General features: G+C 67.9%; 30 protein-coding genes. 24 read left to right on the forward strand and 6 right to left on the reverse strand.

What is annotated here, in order from left to right:
• Positions 1 to 39: 39 nt before the first annotated feature.
• From AP234_RS00650 to AP234_RS34160, 6 genes are all read right to left on the reverse strand, one after another.
• Entirely contained in the window at positions 40 to 1,395 is a 1,356-nt protein-coding gene (locus tag AP234_RS00650; RefSeq protein ID WP_055477533.1) for a DnaB-like helicase C-terminal domain-containing protein, read from the reverse strand.
• Positions 1,392 to 2,378 carry a helix-turn-helix domain-containing protein gene (locus tag AP234_RS00655; RefSeq protein WP_055477534.1) on the reverse strand — a complete coding sequence of 329 codons (987 nt, stop codon included), beginning with the start codon at positions 2,376 to 2,378 and terminating at the stop codon, positions 1,392 to 1,394. Before AP234_RS00655 ends, AP234_RS00650 begins: the two co-directional genes overlap by 4 nt.
• On the reverse strand, positions 2,378 to 3,088 hold the full coding sequence (locus AP234_RS34500; protein ID WP_160330348.1) for an HNH endonuclease: 711 nt from the start codon (positions 3,086 to 3,088) through the stop codon (positions 2,378 to 2,380). Before AP234_RS34500 ends, AP234_RS00655 begins: the two co-directional genes overlap by 1 nt.
• 117 nt (positions 3,089 to 3,205) lie before the next feature.
• Entirely contained in the window at positions 3,206 to 3,784 is a 579-nt protein-coding gene (locus tag AP234_RS00665) for an isochorismatase family cysteine hydrolase (protein ID WP_055477536.1), read from the reverse strand.
• Positions 3,781 to 4,812, reverse strand: a complete 1,032-nt coding sequence (locus AP234_RS00670) for a hypothetical protein (protein ID WP_055477537.1) — start codon at positions 4,810 to 4,812, stop codon at positions 3,781 to 3,783. The genes AP234_RS00665 and AP234_RS00670 overlap by 4 nt, the downstream gene beginning before the upstream one ends.
• 109 nt (positions 4,813 to 4,921) lie before the next feature.
• The gene (locus AP234_RS34160; protein WP_063842719.1) at positions 4,922 to 5,389 is read right to left on the reverse strand and encodes a GntR family transcriptional regulator; all 468 of its coding nucleotides are present in this window, start codon (positions 5,387 to 5,389) and stop codon (positions 4,922 to 4,924) included.
• A 119-nt stretch (positions 5,390 to 5,508) separates the two neighbouring features.
• Here AP234_RS34160 and AP234_RS00680 point away from each other — a divergent pair, with 119 nt between their 5' ends.
• The 24 genes from AP234_RS00680 (at position 5,509) to AP234_RS36945 (ending at position 19,656) form a co-directional block, all read left to right on the forward strand.
• Positions 5,509 to 5,808 carry a helix-turn-helix domain-containing protein gene (locus AP234_RS00680; protein ID WP_152990154.1) on the forward strand — a complete coding sequence of 100 codons (300 nt, stop codon included), beginning with the start codon at positions 5,509 to 5,511 and terminating at the stop codon, positions 5,806 to 5,808.
• A 98-nt stretch (positions 5,809 to 5,906) separates the two neighbouring features.
• Positions 5,907 to 6,236 (forward strand): hypothetical protein, encoded by a 330-nt coding sequence (locus AP234_RS35760; protein WP_152990155.1) that lies wholly within the window; start codon positions 5,907 to 5,909, stop codon positions 6,234 to 6,236.
• A 119-nt stretch (positions 6,237 to 6,355) separates the two neighbouring features.
• A complete protein-coding gene (locus AP234_RS36925) occupies positions 6,356 to 6,550 on the forward strand; it encodes a hypothetical protein (RefSeq protein ID WP_055477540.1) in 195 nt (64 codons plus the stop codon).
• Positions 6,550 to 6,753, forward strand: a complete 204-nt coding sequence (locus tag AP234_RS00695) for a hypothetical protein (RefSeq protein WP_152990157.1) — start codon at positions 6,550 to 6,552, stop codon at positions 6,751 to 6,753. Before AP234_RS36925 ends, AP234_RS00695 begins: the two co-directional genes overlap by 1 nt.
• Before the next feature lie 7 nt (positions 6,754 to 6,760).
• Entirely contained in the window at positions 6,761 to 6,910 is a 150-nt protein-coding gene (locus AP234_RS36930; RefSeq protein ID WP_160330349.1) for a hypothetical protein, read from the forward strand.
• The gene (locus AP234_RS00700) at positions 6,907 to 7,323 is read left to right on the forward strand and encodes an SsgA family sporulation/cell division regulator (RefSeq protein WP_055477542.1); all 417 of its coding nucleotides are present in this window, start codon (positions 6,907 to 6,909) and stop codon (positions 7,321 to 7,323) included. The genes AP234_RS36930 and AP234_RS00700 overlap by 4 nt, the downstream gene beginning before the upstream one ends.
• The gene (locus AP234_RS00705) at positions 7,323 to 7,652 is read left to right on the forward strand and encodes a hypothetical protein (protein WP_055477543.1); all 330 of its coding nucleotides are present in this window, start codon (positions 7,323 to 7,325) and stop codon (positions 7,650 to 7,652) included. Before AP234_RS00700 ends, AP234_RS00705 begins: the two co-directional genes overlap by 1 nt.
• Complete coding sequence (locus tag AP234_RS00710) at positions 7,652 to 8,158, forward strand: hypothetical protein (RefSeq protein ID WP_055477544.1); 507 nt, start codon at positions 7,652 to 7,654, stop codon at positions 8,156 to 8,158. The genes AP234_RS00705 and AP234_RS00710 overlap by 1 nt, the downstream gene beginning before the upstream one ends.
• Complete coding sequence (locus AP234_RS00715; protein ID WP_055477545.1) at positions 8,158 to 8,385, forward strand: hypothetical protein; 228 nt, start codon at positions 8,158 to 8,160, stop codon at positions 8,383 to 8,385. The genes AP234_RS00710 and AP234_RS00715 overlap by 1 nt, the downstream gene beginning before the upstream one ends.
• A 1-nt stretch (position 8,386) precedes the next feature.
• On the forward strand, positions 8,387 to 8,989 hold the full coding sequence (locus AP234_RS00720; protein WP_152990159.1) for a hypothetical protein: 603 nt from the start codon (positions 8,387 to 8,389) through the stop codon (positions 8,987 to 8,989).
• Between the two features lie 16 nt (positions 8,990 to 9,005).
• Positions 9,006 to 9,449, forward strand: a complete 444-nt coding sequence (locus AP234_RS00725) for a hypothetical protein (protein WP_055477547.1) — start codon at positions 9,006 to 9,008, stop codon at positions 9,447 to 9,449.
• A 12-nt stretch (positions 9,450 to 9,461) separates the two neighbouring features.
• Complete coding sequence (locus tag AP234_RS00730) at positions 9,462 to 10,805, forward strand: hypothetical protein (protein ID WP_055477548.1); 1,344 nt, start codon at positions 9,462 to 9,464, stop codon at positions 10,803 to 10,805.
• Between the two features lie 56 nt (positions 10,806 to 10,861).
• Positions 10,862 to 12,841, forward strand: a complete 1,980-nt coding sequence (locus AP234_RS00735) for an ATP-binding protein (RefSeq protein ID WP_152990160.1) — start codon at positions 10,862 to 10,864, stop codon at positions 12,839 to 12,841.
• 169 nt (positions 12,842 to 13,010) lie between these two features.
• Positions 13,011 to 14,030, forward strand: a complete 1,020-nt coding sequence (locus tag AP234_RS00740) for a hypothetical protein (protein ID WP_055477550.1) — start codon at positions 13,011 to 13,013, stop codon at positions 14,028 to 14,030.
• Positions 14,031 to 14,277: 247 nt separating this feature from the next.
• Positions 14,278 to 16,662 carry a DNA translocase FtsK gene (locus tag AP234_RS00745; protein ID WP_055477551.1) on the forward strand — a complete coding sequence of 795 codons (2,385 nt, stop codon included), beginning with the start codon at positions 14,278 to 14,280 and terminating at the stop codon, positions 16,660 to 16,662.
• Positions 16,663 to 16,759: 97 nt separating this feature from the next.
• Positions 16,760 to 16,996 carry a hypothetical protein gene (locus tag AP234_RS00750; protein ID WP_055477552.1) on the forward strand — a complete coding sequence of 79 codons (237 nt, stop codon included), beginning with the start codon at positions 16,760 to 16,762 and terminating at the stop codon, positions 16,994 to 16,996.
• Between the two features lie 188 nt (positions 16,997 to 17,184).
• Positions 17,185 to 17,403 (forward strand): helix-turn-helix domain-containing protein, encoded by a 219-nt coding sequence (locus AP234_RS00755; RefSeq protein WP_055477553.1) that lies wholly within the window; start codon positions 17,185 to 17,187, stop codon positions 17,401 to 17,403.
• A gap of 200 nt (positions 17,404 to 17,603) precedes the next feature.
• A complete protein-coding gene (locus tag AP234_RS36935) occupies positions 17,604 to 17,774 on the forward strand; it encodes a hypothetical protein (protein ID WP_160330350.1) in 171 nt (56 codons plus the stop codon).
• Positions 17,775 to 17,875: 101 nt separating this feature from the next.
• Positions 17,876 to 18,022, forward strand: a complete 147-nt coding sequence (locus AP234_RS36940) for a hypothetical protein (protein ID WP_160330351.1) — start codon at positions 17,876 to 17,878, stop codon at positions 18,020 to 18,022.
• On the forward strand, positions 18,019 to 18,390 hold the full coding sequence (locus tag AP234_RS00760) for a RapZ C-terminal domain-containing protein (RefSeq protein WP_055477554.1): 372 nt from the start codon (positions 18,019 to 18,021) through the stop codon (positions 18,388 to 18,390). The genes AP234_RS36940 and AP234_RS00760 overlap by 4 nt, the downstream gene beginning before the upstream one ends.
• Positions 18,391 to 18,471: 81 nt before the next feature.
• Positions 18,472 to 18,774 carry a hypothetical protein gene (locus AP234_RS00765; protein WP_055477555.1) on the forward strand — a complete coding sequence of 101 codons (303 nt, stop codon included), beginning with the start codon at positions 18,472 to 18,474 and terminating at the stop codon, positions 18,772 to 18,774.
• Positions 18,775 to 18,834: 60 nt separating this feature from the next.
• Positions 18,835 to 18,969, forward strand: a complete 135-nt coding sequence (locus tag AP234_RS39070) for a hypothetical protein (RefSeq protein ID WP_268777992.1) — start codon at positions 18,835 to 18,837, stop codon at positions 18,967 to 18,969.
• Positions 18,953 to 19,504: an NUDIX domain-containing protein gene (locus AP234_RS00770; RefSeq protein ID WP_055477556.1), complete on the forward strand. Its 552-nt coding sequence runs from the start codon at positions 18,953 to 18,955 to the stop codon at positions 19,502 to 19,504. The genes AP234_RS39070 and AP234_RS00770 overlap by 17 nt, the downstream gene beginning before the upstream one ends.
• Positions 19,501 to 19,656: a hypothetical protein gene (locus AP234_RS36945; protein WP_160330352.1), complete on the forward strand. Its 156-nt coding sequence runs from the start codon at positions 19,501 to 19,503 to the stop codon at positions 19,654 to 19,656. Before AP234_RS00770 ends, AP234_RS36945 begins: the two co-directional genes overlap by 4 nt.
• Positions 19,657 to 19,718: the final 62 nt, after the last annotated feature.

The raw sequence follows: 19,718 nt of genomic DNA on the forward strand, positions 1-19,718 counted from the left end.
ATCTCCTGGGTTGGGGGACTGTCGGGCCTGTGCGGGTGGTCAGCTTTCGGGGGCAAAGTTGCTGATCATGGCGTAGTGGCCTTGGAAAACGGCTGTCACGGTCCCCGTGGGGCCGTTGCGGTTCTTCGCAACGATGAAGTCGATCTCGCCTGCTCGCGGGGACTCCTTGTCATAGACGTCCGGGCGGTGGAGCAGGATCACCACGTTCGCGTCGTTCTCCAGGCCGCCGGATTCGCGGAGGTCGGCCATCATCGGCACGTGGTCGGCGCGCTGCTCGGGGCCGCGGTTGAGCTGGGCCAGCACGACGATCGGGATGCCGAACCGCTTCGCCAGCAGCTTGATGTCGCGGGACATCTTCTGGACCTCGGCCTGCCGATTCTCCGCCTTCTCTCCCAGGCTCTTCAGCAGCTGGAGGTAGTCGAGCACAACGAAGCCGTACGGGGTGCCCTTGCGCTGCATCGCGACTAGGCGCCGTTCCAGGCTCGCGACGGTGAACGCTGTGCTGGGGTCGACGACCGTCAGCAGCGGCCCGGCCTCGGCGGCGAGCGCGTAGCCCTTGGCGAGACGGTCCCAGTCGGCGTCCGTTAGGACGTCCCGCCGCTCGGTCATGGTGAGGGTTTTGCGGAGCTCGACCTTGGCTGTGGCGGCGATCAGCCGGGCGGACACCTCGTGGTGGTCCATCTCCAGCGTGACGAGCATCGTTCTGACGCCTTTGATCGCGGCATAGCGGGCCATCTCCGTGCCGACCAAGCTCTTCCCGACGGCCGGGCGGGCACCCACCACGATGACGTTTCCCGGGCGTAGACCGCCGTGTAGCAGCTCGGCGAGGTCAACCCATGGCACCGGCACCACCGCCACCGCTGTGGGGTTCTCCGCGGCTTCCATGCTGCGGCGGTACAGCTCGTCCCAGGTGACCGCATCCGGGTCCTCCACGTCCGGGCTTCCGGCCTGGTCGAGCAGGGCCCGCGCTTGGTCCCGCATCGCCTCAATCTCGTCGAGGCCCGCCCCCGCGGACAGGTGCGCCAGGCGGAGGCCGAGGCGGGACATGCGGCGGATGTAGGCGTAGCCCGACACCTCGGCGACCTGGGTGTCGAACTGGCCCCGAGTGACGAGCTGGCCGCGGGTGACGAGCTCGGGCAGGTACCGCAGCACCATGACGTTGTGCTGCCGCTGGGCGGCCTGCGAAAGCGCGAGGAACCCCGGCTCGTGCCCCTCGGCGGCCACATCGAGGATCAGCCGGTAGACGACCTGGTGGATCGGCCGGGCGAAGTCCTCCACCGCCAGGCGCTCCATGAGCGTGTACGCCTGCGAGGGGGTTGCGAGGACCGCGCCGAGGACAGCAGCCTCGGTCTCGATCTCAACCTCGGACGGTGCCGCGCTTGTCTCGACCGTCATGCAGGAACTCCTCTCAGCGCTCGGGGGTGGCAGCGAGGGCAGATCGACGGCCGGCGTTCCTCGTCGTACAGGTGCCGGTCGGCGGGCATGGCCGGGTCGTGGCGGGGGTCGTCACAGCGAGGCGGGAGCGTCTGCGGACCTGTCGCCGCTTCCGTGGGTGGATCGGGCAGGTCCCGTAGGCGTGCCGTCCAGACGGCGTAGACGCTCTGCGCTCCGCTCAGGTTCGTGACGAGTTCGGGCTGCAAGGTCTCCACGGTCCAGCCGCGTGCCAGGCATGCGGCGACGAGCTTGGTTAGGCGGTTCCGCTGAGTCACGGCGGGTTGGCGCGGCCACGGCAGCGACTGCACGAGCCGGTCGGCTTTTGCTTGATGGTCGTTTTGAAGGTCCTCCGCCTCCCCGTTGCGGTGTGGCAGCTGCGGCTCGGGAGGCGTTGTATCGACGGGGGGCAGGGGGGAAGGGGTGGTCTTCTTCTCTTTGGTGTTCTGAGGAATGGTCTTCTTATAGGGCGTGCGATCCTCCGACATCAGCTCAGCTGATATCAGCTCATCCGTCGTCGGCTGAGCTGATGACAGCTTTTCTGACAGTGGCTCTGAGCTGGGAGGATCGTTTTCGGGGGCCGTCGTACACTTTTCTGACAGTGGATCTGAGCTGGGGATATGCTCTTCCGGGCAGTCAGTGATCCAGTACTCGGTGCCGACGACTTGCCTAGTCTTCGGATCGCGGACCTGGACGCGTACGAGGTAGCCGTACTTCTCCAACTCGGAGATAGCGACACGGATGGCGTGGATGCCCTCGGGGCCGTTCTCGGCGAGCTTGGCGATGCTGGTCTTCCACCCCTCCTTATGAGAGGCGAGTTCCACGAACAGACCCCGGGCGCGGCGGCTAAGCCTCCGGTCGCGGGCGAGGTCGTTGGACACCTGCGTGAAGTGGTCGCCGCGCATTCGCATGCGGCGGATGGCGCTGTGGTTCGACTCGATGGCCATCAGACGCGCGCCCCTCGACTGGAGTTGCAGGGCTGGCACGACAACACGAGGTTGCGCACCTGGTGCGAACCGTTAAGGGACTGCGGAACCTGGTGGTCTACTGTCGCCATGACACGGTGGCTACCGGGCTTGACGTACCGGTGGCCCTTCTGGTCGTACTCGATGTCGTCGTCGGTGCAGACGTCGATCAGGCCGATGCCGCAGTGTGCGCAGCGCCATCCGCCGTCGCGTTCGGCGATGCGGTGCAGCTTCAAGTGCCCTGCGGGGATCTTCTCGGGGTTGAGGTTCTTGGGTGCCTGGGGTTGGTTCCACGTGGGGAAGTCGCTGGGGGCGCCGTACCTCCTCGCGGCGCGTTCTACCCATCCGTCGGCGTCCAGTGTGGGGACCCCGCAACCGAACGGGACCTCTTTCATCGCGTCCACGAGCAGAGCTGCGACGATGGTGGCGACGGTGATCATTGTCTGTTCACGAGCTTGGTCCCGGACGTACATCCGATACCTCCCCGTGTCCACGTACTCATATGGGACTTCCGACACCGGCGGTGGGATGAACGGTGTTATGGCCTCGATCGCGCGGCGCAAGGTGTCAGTGCGCCTAAATTCGCTCAGCGGAATGATCAGGTTCCAGCCGTCGAGGCGAGGCTGCTCGGGAAGTCGTAGGTCCAGTGCGGGGGGTGTTTCGTCACCGTGGGCAGCGTTGGGTACGCTCACCTGGTCTCCTCGTCTCGTGCAGAGGGTGAAGTGAGACGCCATCCGGTCAGGTGGTCGCACACCTTTCCGGCGGCAACGGCGGTCCTGAGGGCCGCCGTTCGTCGGTTAACGGGGTGTCTACATGGCGCACTCCGCTGGAGCGGTCAGCAGCCCGCCGGGGATATCGGCGACCCTGATGATCTGCCTCTCGCCGATGAACCGACGTGTGACCAGCACGCCGGCGTCGTGGACGTGCTCGCCTGCGTGGCTGGCTGAGGCGTCCTCGATCAGCCATGGGGTCAGATCGGCTTCGAACGCGCCGAGGGCGGTGGCTAGGACGCAGCTTTCGGTGGCGATGCCGCACACGTAGATGTCCCGCCAGCCGCGCTTAGCGACGAGGGCCGCACCGGCGGAGTCTGCGAACAGGCCGTAGCCGCGTTTGTCGATCACGATGGCCTTTTCGGTGTACGGCTGGAGTTCGTCCACGATGTCGATCTGCGGGGACTCCATGCACTCCGACCATCGAACCAGCCGCTCGAACGGCGATCCCGGATAGTTGATGTACCGGGTGAACAGCACGTTCCCTCCGGCGGTCTGCCAGCGGGAGACGAGTCCTGCGATCACGGGCACGACGTGGGCTGACTCCTCGCGGACGAATCCGTTCTGGACGTCGACGACCACGAGTACCGATCCGTCCCGGGATGGGACTTCGCTCATTTCGTTCCTGTCTCTCGAAGGGTTTCGGTTGCCTGTTGTAGATGGCCCATGAGTCCGCTGGTCTCGAGGATCGTGTCCCGCATCGAGCGGTGCTGGCCTGTCTCCTGCGGGCGGGGGTTCGCTAGTCGGGAACGGGCCGCGCGCAGGAAGTTCCAGCCGAAGCCGTCGGCCACCGACGGGTCCTCGCCTTGTTCGACTCGGCCGTTGATGTGCTCGCAGTAGGCCCACATCGACTGGACGGCGAGCTCGCACGTGACCAGCTCGTATTCGGTGAGGGACCGGGCCGGGTCGATCGGGTGGTAGGCCACACCCGACCAGGAGGCGTAGCCGATGGACACGCCGTTGAGACCGAACCCGCGGAGTTCCTGGTGGTCGAACCCTTCGGCGAGCAGGGACCGTTCGGCCTGCTGGGCGAGTGGCAGGCAGTCGTCGCTGTCGGTGTCGCGGTCGACAAGGATCCGTGGGGCGCACATGAGTCGTACGGCGGTGTCGAGCACGCGGCCTGACCATGGCGGGGAGTGCAGCCAGTAGAGGCTGAGCACGTAGGACGCAGCGACATCGCCGAGGCCGGTCGCCGACCTCAGGTAGTCGGTGGCCCAGGACAGGTTCGCCTCGTAGGAGCGGTACCTCCACAGCGCGAGGTTCGCGATGTCGGGCAGGTCGAGGTCTTCGACGAGATGGAAGACCGCGACACCGAAGGGCCACAGGTGGAGCTGGCACGCCCCCGTCGGGTGCTCGACTGGTAGCGAGCGGCTATCGAGCCCCGGTGAGGCGCCGCCTACCGCGTTGCCCGCAAGTCGCTTCACGGCATCGGTTCCGATGTAGGCGGCGATGAACTTGTGGGATCGCACGCCGAGTCGGTCGGCCGGTGCCGGTGTCACCGTGGTCGCGGCGATGAGCACGTCGCCAGGGGGGACCACGGTCGTCTCCCATGCTTCGACAGCTTCGGGAGAGACTGGCCAGCCGACGATCTGGGTCAGGAGCGCGGCGAACTCGCCGTGGGTGTAGCCCAGGCTGTTACGGGTCATGACCAGCCGGTTTCGGGCAAGGCTGGCGCAGTCCGGTTGGTACGTGGAGCGGGTGCGCAGGTCAACGACTTGGCTTCGCTCAAGCACCGTCATCCTCGCTTTCGTGGGGTCATGTTCCGGTGCCGCGCCGTCGCGGCTTGGGGGCGGTCTGTCTGTTGTTGGGCGTGTTGTGTCCGAGGCGCTGGTAGAGCTGCTCCACGAGGCTCCGCAGCTCGATCACCTCGGCGGTGAGATCTCTGTCCTCGCGGCCAGCGCCAACGCGCTCGTTGAGTGCGCGGACGTCCTCCCTGAGGCCGGCGACCTGTTGTGCCAGGTCTTCTAGCGTGATGCGCTTTTCTTCGACTTCTTGGGGCTTGGCGATCACGTAGACGGCTTTGCCGGGCTGGCCCTGGAGCAGCCCTTCATTACGGAGCAGCTTCACGGCCTCTCGCACCACCGTCCTGGACACGCCATAGCTCTGCGCTAGGTCTGCTGTCGATGGGATGGCGCTGCCCACTTCGATGGAACCCGCCGAGATCTGCGACCGCAGGTCGTCTGCGAGCTTGAGGTAGAAGGCCGAACCGATCGGGTGGCTCAACGAATCTCCTGGTCTACTTGGCACAGCAATGTGCGTCAAGTGCAGCACATGGGCCTCCTCCAATCCACTCTCTGCGTTCGCCTTGACAAACCATACTGGCATAGTTCAGCATGGCTGGCATGGCAACCGCAAGCGCAATCAAGAGTCGTGACGCCACGGTGACCACGACATGCACCTGCAGAACGCAGCCGCTCATGCCAGTGCCGGACGCAGCGAGGATGCTCGCCCGCTCGAAGGAGTACCTCTACTTGGGGCTCCGTGAGGGCCGGTTCCCCGGCGCGAGGTTTGGCCGCTCATGGGGAATCCCGCGAGCGTTCATCGAGGGCTTCATCCGGACGGTTGAGCACGGCCAGCGCGTCGACTTCGAGGAGTACGCCTCAGCCTGGCTCACGGCCGGCGAGGCAGAGCAGGTGACGTGATGACCGCCCCAAACACGCAGAAGGGCCCGTCGGCGTCTGGTTGGTCGCCTCACCGACAGGCCCCTGGAATCCCAACCCACATCAATGAGGAGGTATCCGTGACTCAGGCTACTAGCCCATCCCGCACGCGTTGTGCGGTCCGGCAGAACGGCCGGGTCCGCCGGCACCTGCACCTGGCCCCCGCACGGGGGTGCATCTCGTGGTGCTCGGTCGAGGGCGAGCACGAGGTGTGCGAGGCCGAGCCCATCACGATGGGTGGTGTCGAGGTCCAGATGGCATACGCCGACAGCCGTACCTCCATCTCGGTCCTCGGCAGCACCTGGCACGGCATCGACGACATGACCGAGGACGAGGCTCAGGCGCTGATGATCGGCCTGGCGTACATGCTGGCCCGCCGTACCGACCCCGCGACGGGGGTGGCGGCATGAAGCAGGAGCTGACCGACCACGAGAAGGAGATGGAGCGGCTCGCGCTCCAGCTCATCCGCGCGAATCAGGCCGACGCCGCCCAGCAGGGCAGCAACGGCAAGCAGGGCCGGTGACCGGTGATGCTGCGATCGAACCTCACCCCCCGCCGCCGCCTGCCGGTCTCCCCCGACCAGTTGGCCGCCGCCCTGGCCTACATGTTCCCCGGGCTGCTCGTCCGCTCCCTGCCGAACGAGTCTCCCGAAGAGGCCCGCGCCCGCCGTGACGCGGCGTGGGACATCCTCGACGACCTGCTCGCCGAGGCGGTGACCGCGTGATGAAGTACCTCGTCATCCTGACCATGCAGAAGCCGCTGTCCGAAGGGCTGGGCGTGGTCACCTTCTCCGACACGGTGACCGTCCGGCCTGGGACGTCCCGGTTCGAGTTGCTCAATTGGGCTATCGGCAAGTTGGACAACAGGTTCCGAACCAACGGGAACATCCTGTGCTTCTACGCCGAGCCTGACGAGCTGGGGCGGTGACCGCGTGATGACCCGCCGCACGCCGACGTGTCCCCGCTGCGCCGCCAAGGGCCTCACCGTCACCCTCGACGGCGGCCCCGTCCACTGGTGGTGCGTCAACGGCCACTCCGCCACCGCCGCCGACGTGTACCACGAGTTCGGCGAGGTGACCCGGTGAACGCCCCCGCCATCTCCTACCCCGTCGCCGTCTGGGCCAGTGACGACCCGACCGTGCTGATCCCGGTCACGCTGGCCTACACCGGTGCCGACCCGCACGCGGTCACCCTCACGTTCCTGCGCGACAGCGGGGAGCCGACGGTGACCTACCGGTTCGCCCGCGAACTCCTCGAGGACGGCCTCGCCCGGCCCTCGGGTGTGGGGGACGTGCAGGTCCGCCCGCACGAGACGGCCGGCCACCTGCTGGTGCTCACCCTCCGGCAGGAGGACGCCTACCCGTTCGAGGTGCTCGCCTACCGGGAGCACGTAACCGAGTTCCTGGACCTGGCCGGACTGATCGTGCCGTCGGACGCCGAGCTGGCGTCGGTGGACATGGACACCGAAATCGCCGCCCTGCTTGGTGGAGGTGCCTGATGTCCTCGTGGCTTGACGAGTTCCTGAAGAAGATCCGCTACCGCATGCGTCCCAAGATGAAGCCGGTCGGAGTGCATGTGATCGACCAGGGCGAGTGCTACATCTACCGGCCCCGCAACTTCCGCGACGAGTACCACTTCAGCGGAAGCCGCTTCCCGATTCCCGGAAGCAACTTCCGTGTCATCTGGGTGGTCTCCGGCTTTCTGTGTGCAGAAGAGCCCGGCGCTACAGGCCTGGTGTCCTGCCTCAACTGCGGATTCAAGAAGGACTACATGACGAAGGCCGAGGTGCTCCAGCACGTGGACACCTGCGGTCGGGGAGATGCCTGATGTTCGTGAAGGTCGCTCTCGCCGCCGCAGCGGTAGCAATCCCGATGGCAGCCCAGTCCTGCGAGGCCTCCACCGCCATGGCGTCGGCCAAGGTCAAGACGAGCAAGTCGTGCCGGGCCGGGCTGTCCTCGGCGCAGGCGTCTAGCGCCCGCGCGGTGATCAGGGTCGGTGACCAGATGCGGCTCCCCCAGCGGGCTCAGGTCATCGCGATCGCGACCACGCTGCAGGAGTCCAACCTGAACCGGTACGCGGTCGGCGACGGTGGGCGCGCGGTCGGCCTGTTCCAGCAGCACCCGCACTGGGGCGGCTCGAGGACAGACCCCGCGGTCTCAGCACGCCGGTTCTACTCGCGGCTCGTCAAGGTCTCCCGCTGGAAGACCCGGCCGTTGACTGAGGCGGCTCAGGCCGTGCAGCGGTCCGCCCACCCGAACGGCTACGCCCGGCATGAGGGGCGTGCGGCGCGGATCGTCGCCACCTTGTCCTCCGCCCGCTGCGGGGGTGCGTGATGGCGAACGCCCGGCAGCGGATCAAGGACCGGCGGGCCAGCCGTAAGGCGTTCCACCTCGGCCGTCTGCAGGCCGCGCCCAGCCTCGTTGAGAAGTTGGAGGTCGCGTTCGGTCTGTTCCGGGCCGAGCTGATCAACACCAGCAACGCCGAGAGGGCACAGGCCATCGGCTTGGAAACCCTCAACCACTTGATCGCCCAGAGCGATCGCATCCCTAGGAGCCTGTGACATGACTGACCTTCGTGCCCCTGAGGGGGTGATGCCGATCGGCCGCCGCGAGGCGCGTACTGCGCCTCCGCTGTTCCGCGGTGGCCGCACCCCCTACCCCGACCAGCAGGACACCGAGGAGACGCCCAACCCCGAACTGGCGGACGCCGCAGACGCAGCGGGAGACGTTCCCGCGCAGCCGGCCGAGCCCACCACCGCTCCCCAGGAGCAGAGGCGTGAGCCGGGCCCGCTGGCGCAGTGGGTGCAGGCCGCCCGCGGCGATGCCCAGGCCCGCAAGGCCCGGGGCGGCAACCGGCCGTGGGCGATGCGGTGGATGCGCGAGCAGCCCACCAGCGTGGTCGACCTGGTCGACTACTACCTCAACCAGCGTGAGGAGCGCCCGGACGGGCGCCGCGGCTGGGGTCTGCGCACCTCAATCCCCGCCGTCAACAACCTCCACGCCGTCGCCTACGTGGCCTACGGCCTGACCTGGGCGCTGGCTTTGACCCTCGCCTGCTACGCCCTCGGGTGGATGCAGCAGCGGCCTGGCCGCGCTGCCCTGCTCTTCGTGGGCGTGTGGATCGTCACCAACAACATCTCCGCCGTGTCGGCCGGACAGCAGTGAAAGGAGTGATCACGTTATGACTACCGCAGCGGTTTCCCTGCTTCTCCTGGTGATCTACTGGGCGCTCAATTACGGCGCCAAGGGTCGCCTGCACAACGTCAAGCTCTTCAAGTGGCTGGTGGACCCGAAGAAGGCGATCCTGCCCCGGCTCAACTTGGTCATGTTGTTCGCTGCCGGGTTCGGTCTGGCCCAGCACTGGGTCGCGAACCTGATCGGCTGGCTCAACGTGGACATCCTCGGGACCGGGCTGAAGGTCTTCACCGCCCTGATGGTCGCCGGTGTGATCTTGTTCATCATCGACATGTTCGACGGCGGCGGCATCAAGGTCAGCAGCTACGGCATCGCGTTCGGCATGCCGATCGTCGCCGCAGCCAGCGGCGGAGGCCTCGCCGCCTTCGTGACAAGCATGTCCGGCGGCGTCAACACCTGGTTCGCGACCCAGCTCGCCGGCCTGGTGTAGGGCGGTGGCCTGGTGGAGACCGCGCAGCACATCGTCGCTCAGACCATCAGCCTCCTCGTCGTGGCGTGGGTGGTTGGGTACACGCTGCTCCGCGCGCATGAAGCGGTCACCGCTCTGGCCGAGAAGCGTGAAGAGCAGGCCCGCCCCCGCACGAAGACGCCTAAGGACTCCGATGGTGCTCCCCGCCGGGGAAGCATGGCCTACGCCTCCCAGCAGTGGGCCAAGGGCAACCTGTCCGCTCCGTTGTGGGCGGCGGTGGCGGGGGCGGCCGGTGCCGGTAAGGCGACCGTAGCGGGAGCTCGGTGGGTCCGGGACAAGGTGACTGGCCGCACCGACGACCCGAAGGCGGCCGACACCGCCGGGGCCGGGAGCGAGGACACGCCGACCGGCCCAACCGGTGGCAGCGGTGACGACCAGAGCCGCGCCCGCAGGGGGTGGAGCTGGAAAGACCGCTCCGCCTCCGCCCGGCCCGGTACGTCCGGCTCTGCCCCGGACGACGAGCAGCCTGAGAGCGTCATCCACGACGACGACACCTACGACACCACGGCCGGCGGCGGCTCGGACGGGAGCCCCCGCTGGGACACTCCCCGGCAGGGAACGCCCGGCACTGGCCAGGACGGCACCCCAGGGTGGGCACCTCGCGGCGACGAGGACTTCGAGATTGAGGTCGAGGTCATTGGGACCCGGCCGAACACTCCGCCGCCGCCCGCGCTCGGCCGTCCGATCCCCGCGCTGGCTGCCCCTGAGTCTGACACCCCGACCGTCCCGCAGCCCGGCCCTCCGCAGACGGGCGGCCCGGTGTTCCCCCCGCCGATCGTCCCCTCCGAGGTGGCTGCGGCATCCGCTGTAGCTGTCCTCGCCCGCACAGGCGAAAGCACCGTCGAAGAAAGGACCGAGATCGACATGGGTCAGAACCTCGCCATCCCCGGCACCAGCTCCGGGACCACGCCCAGCACCACCCGACCGGGTGGGGGCCTGGCGCCCGCTGGCGGCACGCACACGGACGCAATGGCGTTCTCCCGGAAGATCGAGCAGGCGGTGAACATCACCGGCGACACGATCGCCCGTGCCGAAGCGCAGATCACCGCGAGTCTGAAAGCCGCGTGGGCTGCCGTGGATGGGCTCGCCCAGGTCGGGATCTCCGGCCAGGTGATGGACCGGTGGGCCGGTGCAGTGATTTCCCTTGAGGAAACCCGCAGGGCCGCATCCCAGCTCAAGCAGCAGGTCGAAGCGGCGAAGGAAGCGGTCACCGCTGCCAAGCGCACCCAGGGCAAGACGGGTGACGCGATCCAGCAGGCCGTCACCTCCGCTGGTAAGAGCGCCGCGAACTCCACCCGCTACTACGGCAAGCACTGATCAGCCCCGCGTGCCGGATCTTGCCCGGCCCGTCCCCTGAAAGGAGGGACCACATCATGAACACCACGACCGACATCCCCGCTGAGCCGTCTACCGCAACCCCTCCTCAGGGGACCCACGAGGATGTCCAGGACAAGACCCCGGTGGGTGGGGAGCTCCGCAAGGCGACGCGCTCGCTTGTGTGGGCGTCCCGCAAGAGCCTCTACCCGCTCGCGGTGATGGGTGGCCTGCACGTTGTGGCCACCGGTATGCACGAGAACGGGACGTCTCCGCTGGTCGCGTTCGGCGGCGCTGCAGCCGTCGTGGTCGCCGGCACAGCGGTCGGGCGGGTCCGCACGTGGCTGGGCAAGTCGCCGTGGCGGCTGCGCTGGGCTGGCGGCTGTCTGGCCGCGGCGACCGCGTGGACCGCCACCGCCGCCACTGTAGGCACGGGCATGGAGCAGAGTCTGCTGCCGTCCGTGCTCGTGACCGGTGGGAGTCTGCTGGCCGCGCCGTGGTGGTGGCTGCACCGGCCCCGCGTCCGCGAGCGTGTCGCCCGGGTCGCGCCCAAGGCCGAGCTGCCCGCCCCCGCCCCTGTGGCGGCGATCGAAGCTCCAGCCGAGCCACACGAGCATGAGCTGGAGTGGGCCGGTCATGTCGGCGCGCGAGGCCAGGCACTTGCCGGGAGCACGCTCAAAGACCCGGAGCCGATCTTCGACCACGAAGGCCGGTCCAACGGCACCGCATGGATCATCGACGGCGGCCCTCAGCGGCACACCTACGGTTCGATGCGGCTCGCGTTGGAGGACATCAAAGCCACCCTCGACCGGCCGAACGCCGACTCACTCATCTACCTCGACCAGGACCCCGAGCAGTACAAGACCCGCGGCCGACTGGTGGTGCTGGAGCGTAACCCTCTGGCCGAGGTCATCAACTGGCAGCGGCCCGGCCTTGACCCCGCGACAGGGCTCATCCCCCTGTCCGTGTACCCGGACGGGTCCGGCTGGGCGTACTACGTGCTGTACACCCCGAGATGGGGTGTCCCGCATGACCTGCTCGTCGGCTGCCCCGGCGCCGGTAAGAGCGCGGTGCTGCGTCTGATCGCCGGGGAGTCGCTGATCTCCGGTTCTGCGGTCATGCTGTTCGATCCGCACAACGGCGGCAGCTTCAAGGAGATCCTGCCTCGTGTCACCCGGTCGTTCCTCGGCCCGGAGCAGATCTACGCCGGTATGCGCGGCCTGGAAGCGGCCAAGAACGAGCGGCTGCAAATCCTGGGCGAGGTCGGCGAGCAGCGGATGGGCCCGGAGTACGGGCACCCGATCCTCCACACGGTCGTCGATGAGGCATCCCACCGGACGGTTCTCGGCACGCGGGGCATCGGCGAGACCTTGACCGATGTGTCGAAGGAAGGCCGCAAGCTGTGGATCAAGCTGACCGTCGCGACGCAGGACCCCAGCGTTGACGAGGGGTTCCACGACTTCTCCACGCTCCGCGACCAGTTGATTGCCGGGAACGTCATCGCCTTGCGGGTCGCTTCGGCGCAGACCGCGCGGATGATCCGCAAGGGCAACGTCGAGGTCCACCCCGATCAACTACCGGAGTTCTTCGACCGTGCTCAGACTCTTCCGACCACCGGCCTGGGCTATGTCCTGACCGGCGGCGGGTCCGAGCTTCCGTCCCGTACTCAGTTCATGAGTGAGGAGGCGTTCCTCGCGCAGGTGCCGGTCGGGTCGCCGTTGGACGACCGGACAGGTGAGGCGTTCGAGCGTGGCTACCAGGAGGCGCTGGCCGAGCTGGAGCGCCTCCACGACAGCAACAGCGACGACTGGGCAGCGGCGAGCGTCACTCCCCTGCAGCCCGTGGGCGCCCCCGACGACGCGACGGCCCGGGACGCGCTGGTGCAGCTCGCCGTCGAGAAAGGCCGGATCGAGATGTCCGACATCCAGGAAGCGGGGATCTGCGCTCCCTCCCACGCCTACCGGCTCCTGAACGAGCTGAAGGCGGACAAGGTGCTCACGCAGCCCGCCCGCGGGGTGTACGAGGTGGCGGCGTCGTGACTACCGTCCGTGATTCTCTCCTCTCTCCTCTCATCGGGGTCTGCCCCCTGGATGACCTGCGGATGCGAGCTACACGCGCCCGTGCACACGCGCGCACGCGTGACAACAAAACTTGTCGGTTCTTTTACGTGACACACCGTGACGATGACGTTGTTGGAAGGAGGCGTCCATGAACGCCACCGACGGCCCGGAGAAGAAGATCCACTGGCCTCTGTGGGGGCTGCTGGTGTTCTGCGGCAGCATCTCCTTGACGCTCAGCGTGATCCACGCCTTTGACAAGGTGAAGGATGGCGACAACAGCGGTGCCATCGTGGCGCTCCTCACCGGCATCGCGCCGGTCATCGCCGCCGCGATGCTGTCGCACCTAGTCGCTGACCCCTACTCCACGATGGCCTTGAAGATCGGCGTTGGGATCGTCTTCCTCGGCGCGATGACGCTCAGCGTCAAAGCGCAGGCCGAGACAGTCCGCCCGATCGTCGGGGAGGACCTCGACATCGTGTTCCCGTTGGTGCTGGACCTGTCGACCATCGTGGCACTACTAGCCCTTGCCGGAGTGGGCTACAGCTACCAGGCGGAGGCTCGGAAGGCGGAACTCCGCGCGGAACTCCTCCCCTCCGTGAGGGCGGAACTCCAGGCCGAGTTCCGGGAACAGTTCACGGTTCGGGAGAGGGAACTCCGGGCGGAACTGGAGCGGAACAAGGACACGGAACTCGCTACCCGGGAGAGGGAACTCCGGACGGAACTCGACGGGAAGTACGGCGAGGAACTCGCCGCCCAGGAACAGGAAATCCGCGAGGAACTCATCACCCGCGTGCGAGCCGCCGAGGAGGAGATCCGCCGCCAGGCCGAGACCGAAATTGAGCAGCGCGTCCGGGACGCGGTGGTCGCTGCCGAGGCCCGGGTCCGACTGGAGATAACCAGGGCCGGTGGTGGGTCCAAGCGGCCGACCAAGGAGATCGAGGCATCGAAGAAGGGGGCCGGTGACCAGGCGAATGGTGGTCTGAGCAAGCGGGACCGGGCCGAGAGCATCCTCCGTACCGACCCGGAGATCAGTGTGAAGGATCTCGCCGGGATGCTCGGCTGCACCACCAAGTACGCCCGCAATCTGATCCACGAGCTGGTGCCCGGCCGGGGAAACGGCCAGGAAGAAACCCCCGAGGGTGAGGTGCACCTAAGGGCTGTTCCCTGACAGTTCCCCAGGCGCGGGAGAGGCGAGTTCCACCGCGTGAGTTCCCTCTCCCCGGGCTGTCAGTTCCCGGCCGAGTTCCCTCCCCCCGAGTGCCCTAGTTCCCCTCCGAGTTCCCTGCCTGTTCCCCCTCTCCGGGGCGGGTTGTTCCCGCCCCAGTTCCCACCCGAGTTCCCCTCCGCAGCCGCTCCAACTTCCCGAGGGAACGCCCGCCAGTTCCCACCCTGACTTCCCTTCCGAGGAGACCCTGATGACTTCCAGGAACACCCACACGCGTAAGGCCGCGACCCGGCCGGGTCGTCCGACCGGGCGCCGGTCCCACACCACCGGATACACCGACGAGCAGCCGTCGCGGCTCGCTCAGGCCATCTCGACGGGCTGGCAGAAAGCCGCCACCAGCGCCGGCCGGACGGTCCGCGGCACGCGGCCGACACCCGCCGTGGTGTGTGACCGTGCCGGGCTCGCCATGGTGTTGCTCGCAGTACTGCTCGCCGCTGCCGCGTGGACCACCCTCACATGGCCGCTTCTCACCGCAACCGAGTCATTCGCCCGGGGCGTGCTCGGCACTCTCACGAGTCTGGCGCCGATCGCCGCTGCCGTCCTCGCGTGGCAGCTGTTCCGCGGCGTGGACTCCCGGTCGGACCTCCGGGGGGTCGTGATCGGCTGGGCCGCCCTCCTCGCCGGGATCGCCGGGGTCGTGCACGTCGCCAACGGCCGACCCGACGCCGCCCACTCAAACACTGCGGCCGGGCGGGTCGGCGCGCTCGCCGCCGCCCCGCTGGGTGCGCTGCCGTGGTTCGTCGCGATCCTCGCGCTGGTCGTACTCGCCGGTGTCGGAGCGCTGCTGGTGGCCCGAATCTCTCTGCGGGACCTGCCCCGACGGTTGGTGGTGCCCCGGCACGGCTCGCTGGGTGGGAACGACACCAGCCCAGCCGAGCCCGCCGGGAGCACGCCGCCCGCCGCCCAGCCTGCTACTCCCACCGCCGACGAAGCGCCCAAGGATCAGGCTGTGCCGTCGCGCTCCCAGCGGCGGGTTGACCCGGATCTAGTCGCTGAGACGTTGCCGTTCGACACCCCGCTCCTCGGCGACACCCCCGCCGAGCAGCCGACCCCGCCGAGGACGGACTTCGTCCAGGCCGCGCCCGCGCCGAGCGGGGGGACGCTGCCACCGTTGAGCATCCTTCGCCCCGGCACCACGCACCGCCCCACGACCATGGCGAACCAGACGGTCGTGGACGCCATCAACGGCGTGCTGGCCGAGTTCAAGGTCAAGGCCGAGGTCGCAGGGTTCACCCGCGGGCCGACCATCACCCGGTACGAGATCAAGCTCGGCCCCGCGGTGAAGGTGGAGAAGGTACTGGGGCTGGTCAAGAACATCTCGTATGCGGTCGGCTCTGCTGACGTGCGTCTGCTGGCGCCGGTGCCGGGGAAGTCCGCGATCGGTGTGGAGATCCCCAATGCGGACAAGGACCTGGTGTCGCTCGGTGATGTGCTGCGTTCGCCGGCCGCGCAGAACGACGCCCACCCGCTGATCGTCGGCCTGGGTAAGGACGTCGAGGGCAGGACCGTCCTGGCGAACCTGGCGAAGATGCCGCACCTCCTGATCGCCGGAGCGACCGGCGCAGGCAAGTCGGTGTGCATCAACGGGCTGATCTCCTCGGTGCTGATGCGCGCCACCCCCGAGCAGGTCCGGATGGTGCTCGTTGACCCCAAGCGGGTCGAGCTGGCCATCTATGCCGGGGTGCCTCACCTGATCACGCCGATCATCACGAACCCGAAGAAGGCCGCCGAAGTTCTGGAGTGGGTGGTCGGGGAGATGGACCGCCGCTACGACGACCTCGCAGCGCACGGGTTCCGGCACATCGACGACTTCAACAAGGCCGTCCGAGCCGGGAAGCTGACGCCGCCGCCCGGCAGCGAGCGGGAGTACCGGCCGTACCCGTACCTGCTGGTGATCGTGGACGAGCTGGCCGACCTGATGATGGTCGCCCCCCGGGACGTCGAGGACTCGATCGTCCGCATCACGCAGCTCGCCCGAGCCGCGGGCATCCACCTGGTGATCGCGACGCAGCGGCCGTCGGTCGACGTCGTCACCGGGCTGATCAAGGCCAACGTGCCCTCCCGGCTGGCGTTCGCGACCTCGTCGCTGGCCGACTCCCGCGTCATCCTCGACCAGCCCGGCGCCGAGAAGCTGATCGGGCAGGGCGACGCGCTGTTCCTCCCGATGGGAGCCAGCAAGTCGGAGCGGCTGCAGAACGCGTTCATCTCCGAGAAGGAGATCGCGGCGGTTGTTGCGCACTGGCACCACACGCCCTTCACCGATGACGATGCGCCGGCCGACGCCGCGGCCCCGGATCCGGACGCCAGTCGTGACCTGGGCGACGAGATCAGTGACAACGACCGGGCTCTGCTCGTCCACGCTGCCGAGCTGGTCGTGTCGACGCAGTTCGGGTCGACCTCGATGCTCCAGCGGAAGCTGCGGGTCGGCTTCGCGAAGGCCGTTCAACTGTTGGACCTGCTCGAACAGGTCGGGGTGGTCGGCCCGGCCGACGGGAGCAAGCCCCGCGAGGTGATCGTCAGCCCAGACGACCTCGGCGAGGTCCTCGCGAAGCTCCGCACCAAGTCGCACGTGTGACGGCCGCTGCGGGTGCCTCACCAGCTCCGGCTGGCGGGGTGCCCGGGGCGACCGCCCACCACCAGATCCAGATCCACTCGTACAAGAGGAGCCCTACATGAGCTTGTTCAAGCGCCGGGACAACGACGACGTCCCTGCCCACCGCAAGTCCTGGGCATCCAACACCGAGGGATACGACGTCTACTGCGCCAGCTCCTGGCGCAAGGTAGGCAACCTCGGCGAATGGGTGTGTGGCTACTGCCAGGAGACGACCACCGACCCGCTGTCCCCTACGCAGGCCATCACGCTGGCCGACTGCAAGCAGTGCGGTCGGACCAACCGGATTTCTCTCTAAGTGAGAACCATCGTGACTGTCGACCTCAGGACGCGTTTCGGTGGGCGGGTGTTCACCGCTCACCCGGCGATGCTCGCCGAGATCCTCGGCTGACCGTTGCGGGTTCCCGCCCGACACAGTGCGGGCGGGGACTGCCGGAGCAGTCAGCTCCACCCAACTCGACCCGTCATTCGACAGGAGGACAACCAATGTTCGACCGCCGCGAACTGCCGCACCACACCATCCGCTCGACGGACGCCCCGATCCCCGACGGCACCCCCTACCCGTCAGCGGAGGACGAGCAGGCCATCGCCGACATTCGCAGCAAGTACCCCCAGTGGGGTCCGGCGCGGATCCACGCCGAGCTGTGCCGGGTCGGCCGGTCGCACGTCTCGCTCGACTCGGTCCGGCTCGTCGTCAAGTCGTAGCCGCCGCCCCTATCACCCAGCTCACACGAGAAGGAGACACGCGCATGAAGCTCGGTCCGGTCACCGTCACCTGGGCGTGCGATGAGTGCGGGGAGACCGACAACCCGCTCGCACACAACTGCTCGGACGGCGGTCTGGCCGTCGGGCTGGCGGCCGGCTGACACCCGCGCCCGAACCCCCAACCATCGAAGGAGATCGAGATGACTGAAAAGCACACGAAGCAGGAGATCCGAGAGATGGTCGCCGCCAGATTCGCGGCTGACGATGTCCGTCCTGGCGAGGTGGTCCTGAAGGACAACGGAGACATCGTCATCGACCGGCGAAAGACGATCCGTGGGGCGGAGCCCTTCGTCGTCGGTAAGTGGTCGTAGCCCCGCCCCTAACCAGCGCCCCCTGGGGTGCCTGTCCGCCAAGACCACACCCCAGGGGGCCCATCCCATCCCGAGAAGAGAACAGGAAGGAACTACCTACGATGACATGCAGCTATGGCCAGTGGCCAGACGGGGCCAATGACGGGCCGAAGAAGCCGGTCTACTACTGCTCCTGCGGAATGATCAGCTCCAGCCCGATCAATCACGACCACAGCAAGGACCGCAGCAGTTCGGGGAAGAAGAAGTGATCACGGTCGTGTCTTTCGGCTACGGCCACGGCGCACCTCCCGAGGCCGACGTCACGCTGGATACCCGCCGCAACCTGAGAAACCCGCACGCCGACCCCCGGATGCGGGAGTTGACCGGCCTCGACCAGCCCGTACGGCTGCACGTCCTCGACACGCCGGGCGCGGTCCGCCTGGTCGAGGACACCGCCGACCTCGTCACCGACCTGCACCACTCGACCGGCGGCCCGGTCACCGTGGCGATCGGCTGCGTCGGCGGACGGCACCGATCGGTCGCCCTCGCGGAGGAACTCGCCGCAGTGCTGCGCCGTGACGGCGCCAAGACCGAGGTGGAGCACCGCGATGTCCACCGCCCGGTGATCCAGCACTAACCCCAGGGCAGCCAACCGCCCTGTTCAAACGTCCCGCCCGCTCACGTCGGGCGGGACCCCCACCACGACTGGAGAAGAGACGTGTACACCATCCCCGCCACCCGGACCCCGACCCCTGCCGATTTCGCGGAGGTGATCGAAGGGGCCACCTACAGCATCCGCCTCACCTATGAGCGGTGGCCCATCGGGCACCCGCTGCACCCGATCGTCCCGGGGTTCCTCGCCCGGACCCTCGCCGAGGACATCGTGATCGGCAACCACGTCGGCTTCGTCGAGGCGGACGTGCGCGCGGTCATCGCGAAGGCGTTCACCACGGCTGGTGTCGGCGCGGACATCGCCAGCGTGGTCGCTGACGCCGTCTGCGACGACCGGATCGTGGACTGACTCCTATCCCCCGCGTCCCATCGCGCGGTCGGGACGTCACCAGACGAGAAGGAAGAACACGTGGATCCTCAGAAAATCACCGTCACCTCTAACGATGCCGTCTATGACGCGCTCGCGTCGATGCTCGGGCAGGACATCAGCAACGCCCCAAGCACCACACCCGAAACAGGAGCCGAGCATGACGAAGACCTGTGACAACGCCAGCGTCGGCGTGCTCGTCGCTGACGAGAACGGCCGCTGGCTGATGTTCGAACGCGCAACGTTCCCACCCGGTGTCGCCCCGGCGGCCGGGCACGTCTTCGACGACCACGCCGGGTACGAGAGCGCGGCCCGCGCCGAGGTCGCCGAGGAGCTCGGCCTCACCGTCACGTCACTCGAGCTGCTGCCGGTGGGTGGTTGGCGGCCGAACCGGTGCCGCCGCCAGCCCGGCCCGCGCGGGGTCGGGCACCAGTGGCAGATCTACCGCGCGAGCGTGGCCGGCCGTCTCGCGCCGTCGGCTCGTGAGACGCGGAACGTCCGCTGGCTCACCCCCGCCGAACTCCAGCAGCTCGCCGACGTCACCGTGGCGTACGCCAACGGTCACATCACCGCCCGGGAGTTCGAGGACCGGCCCGGTATCGAGCCCGTGTGGGTGCAGTGGCTGTCCGACTACGGCCTCATCGCCGTCACCCCGGAGGACCTCGCCGCGATCGACCAGGCCGCCGCCAACCCGCAAGGAGTTCACCTGTGATGCAAGCCGAGGATTTCGAGAAGATCGCTGCCAACGCTGATGCCCGCGCCGAGGAGTACAAGCGCCTCGGTAAGGACCGGCTAGTAGAGGCCGCAGAGGACAGCGCCGCCGCCGCACGTGCCGCTGCCGAGGTATGGCGGCGCACTAGCTGACCGCGATCCGTCCCGTCCGTGTTTCCCATGGGCGGGGCACCCCACCACCTAGCCCCCGAGGA

Origin of the sequence: Sphaerimonospora mesophila, from assembly GCF_001417795.1 — a bacterium.
GTDB classification, from domain to species: Bacteria; Actinomycetota; Actinomycetes; order Streptosporangiales; family Streptosporangiaceae; genus Sphaerimonospora; species Sphaerimonospora mesophila.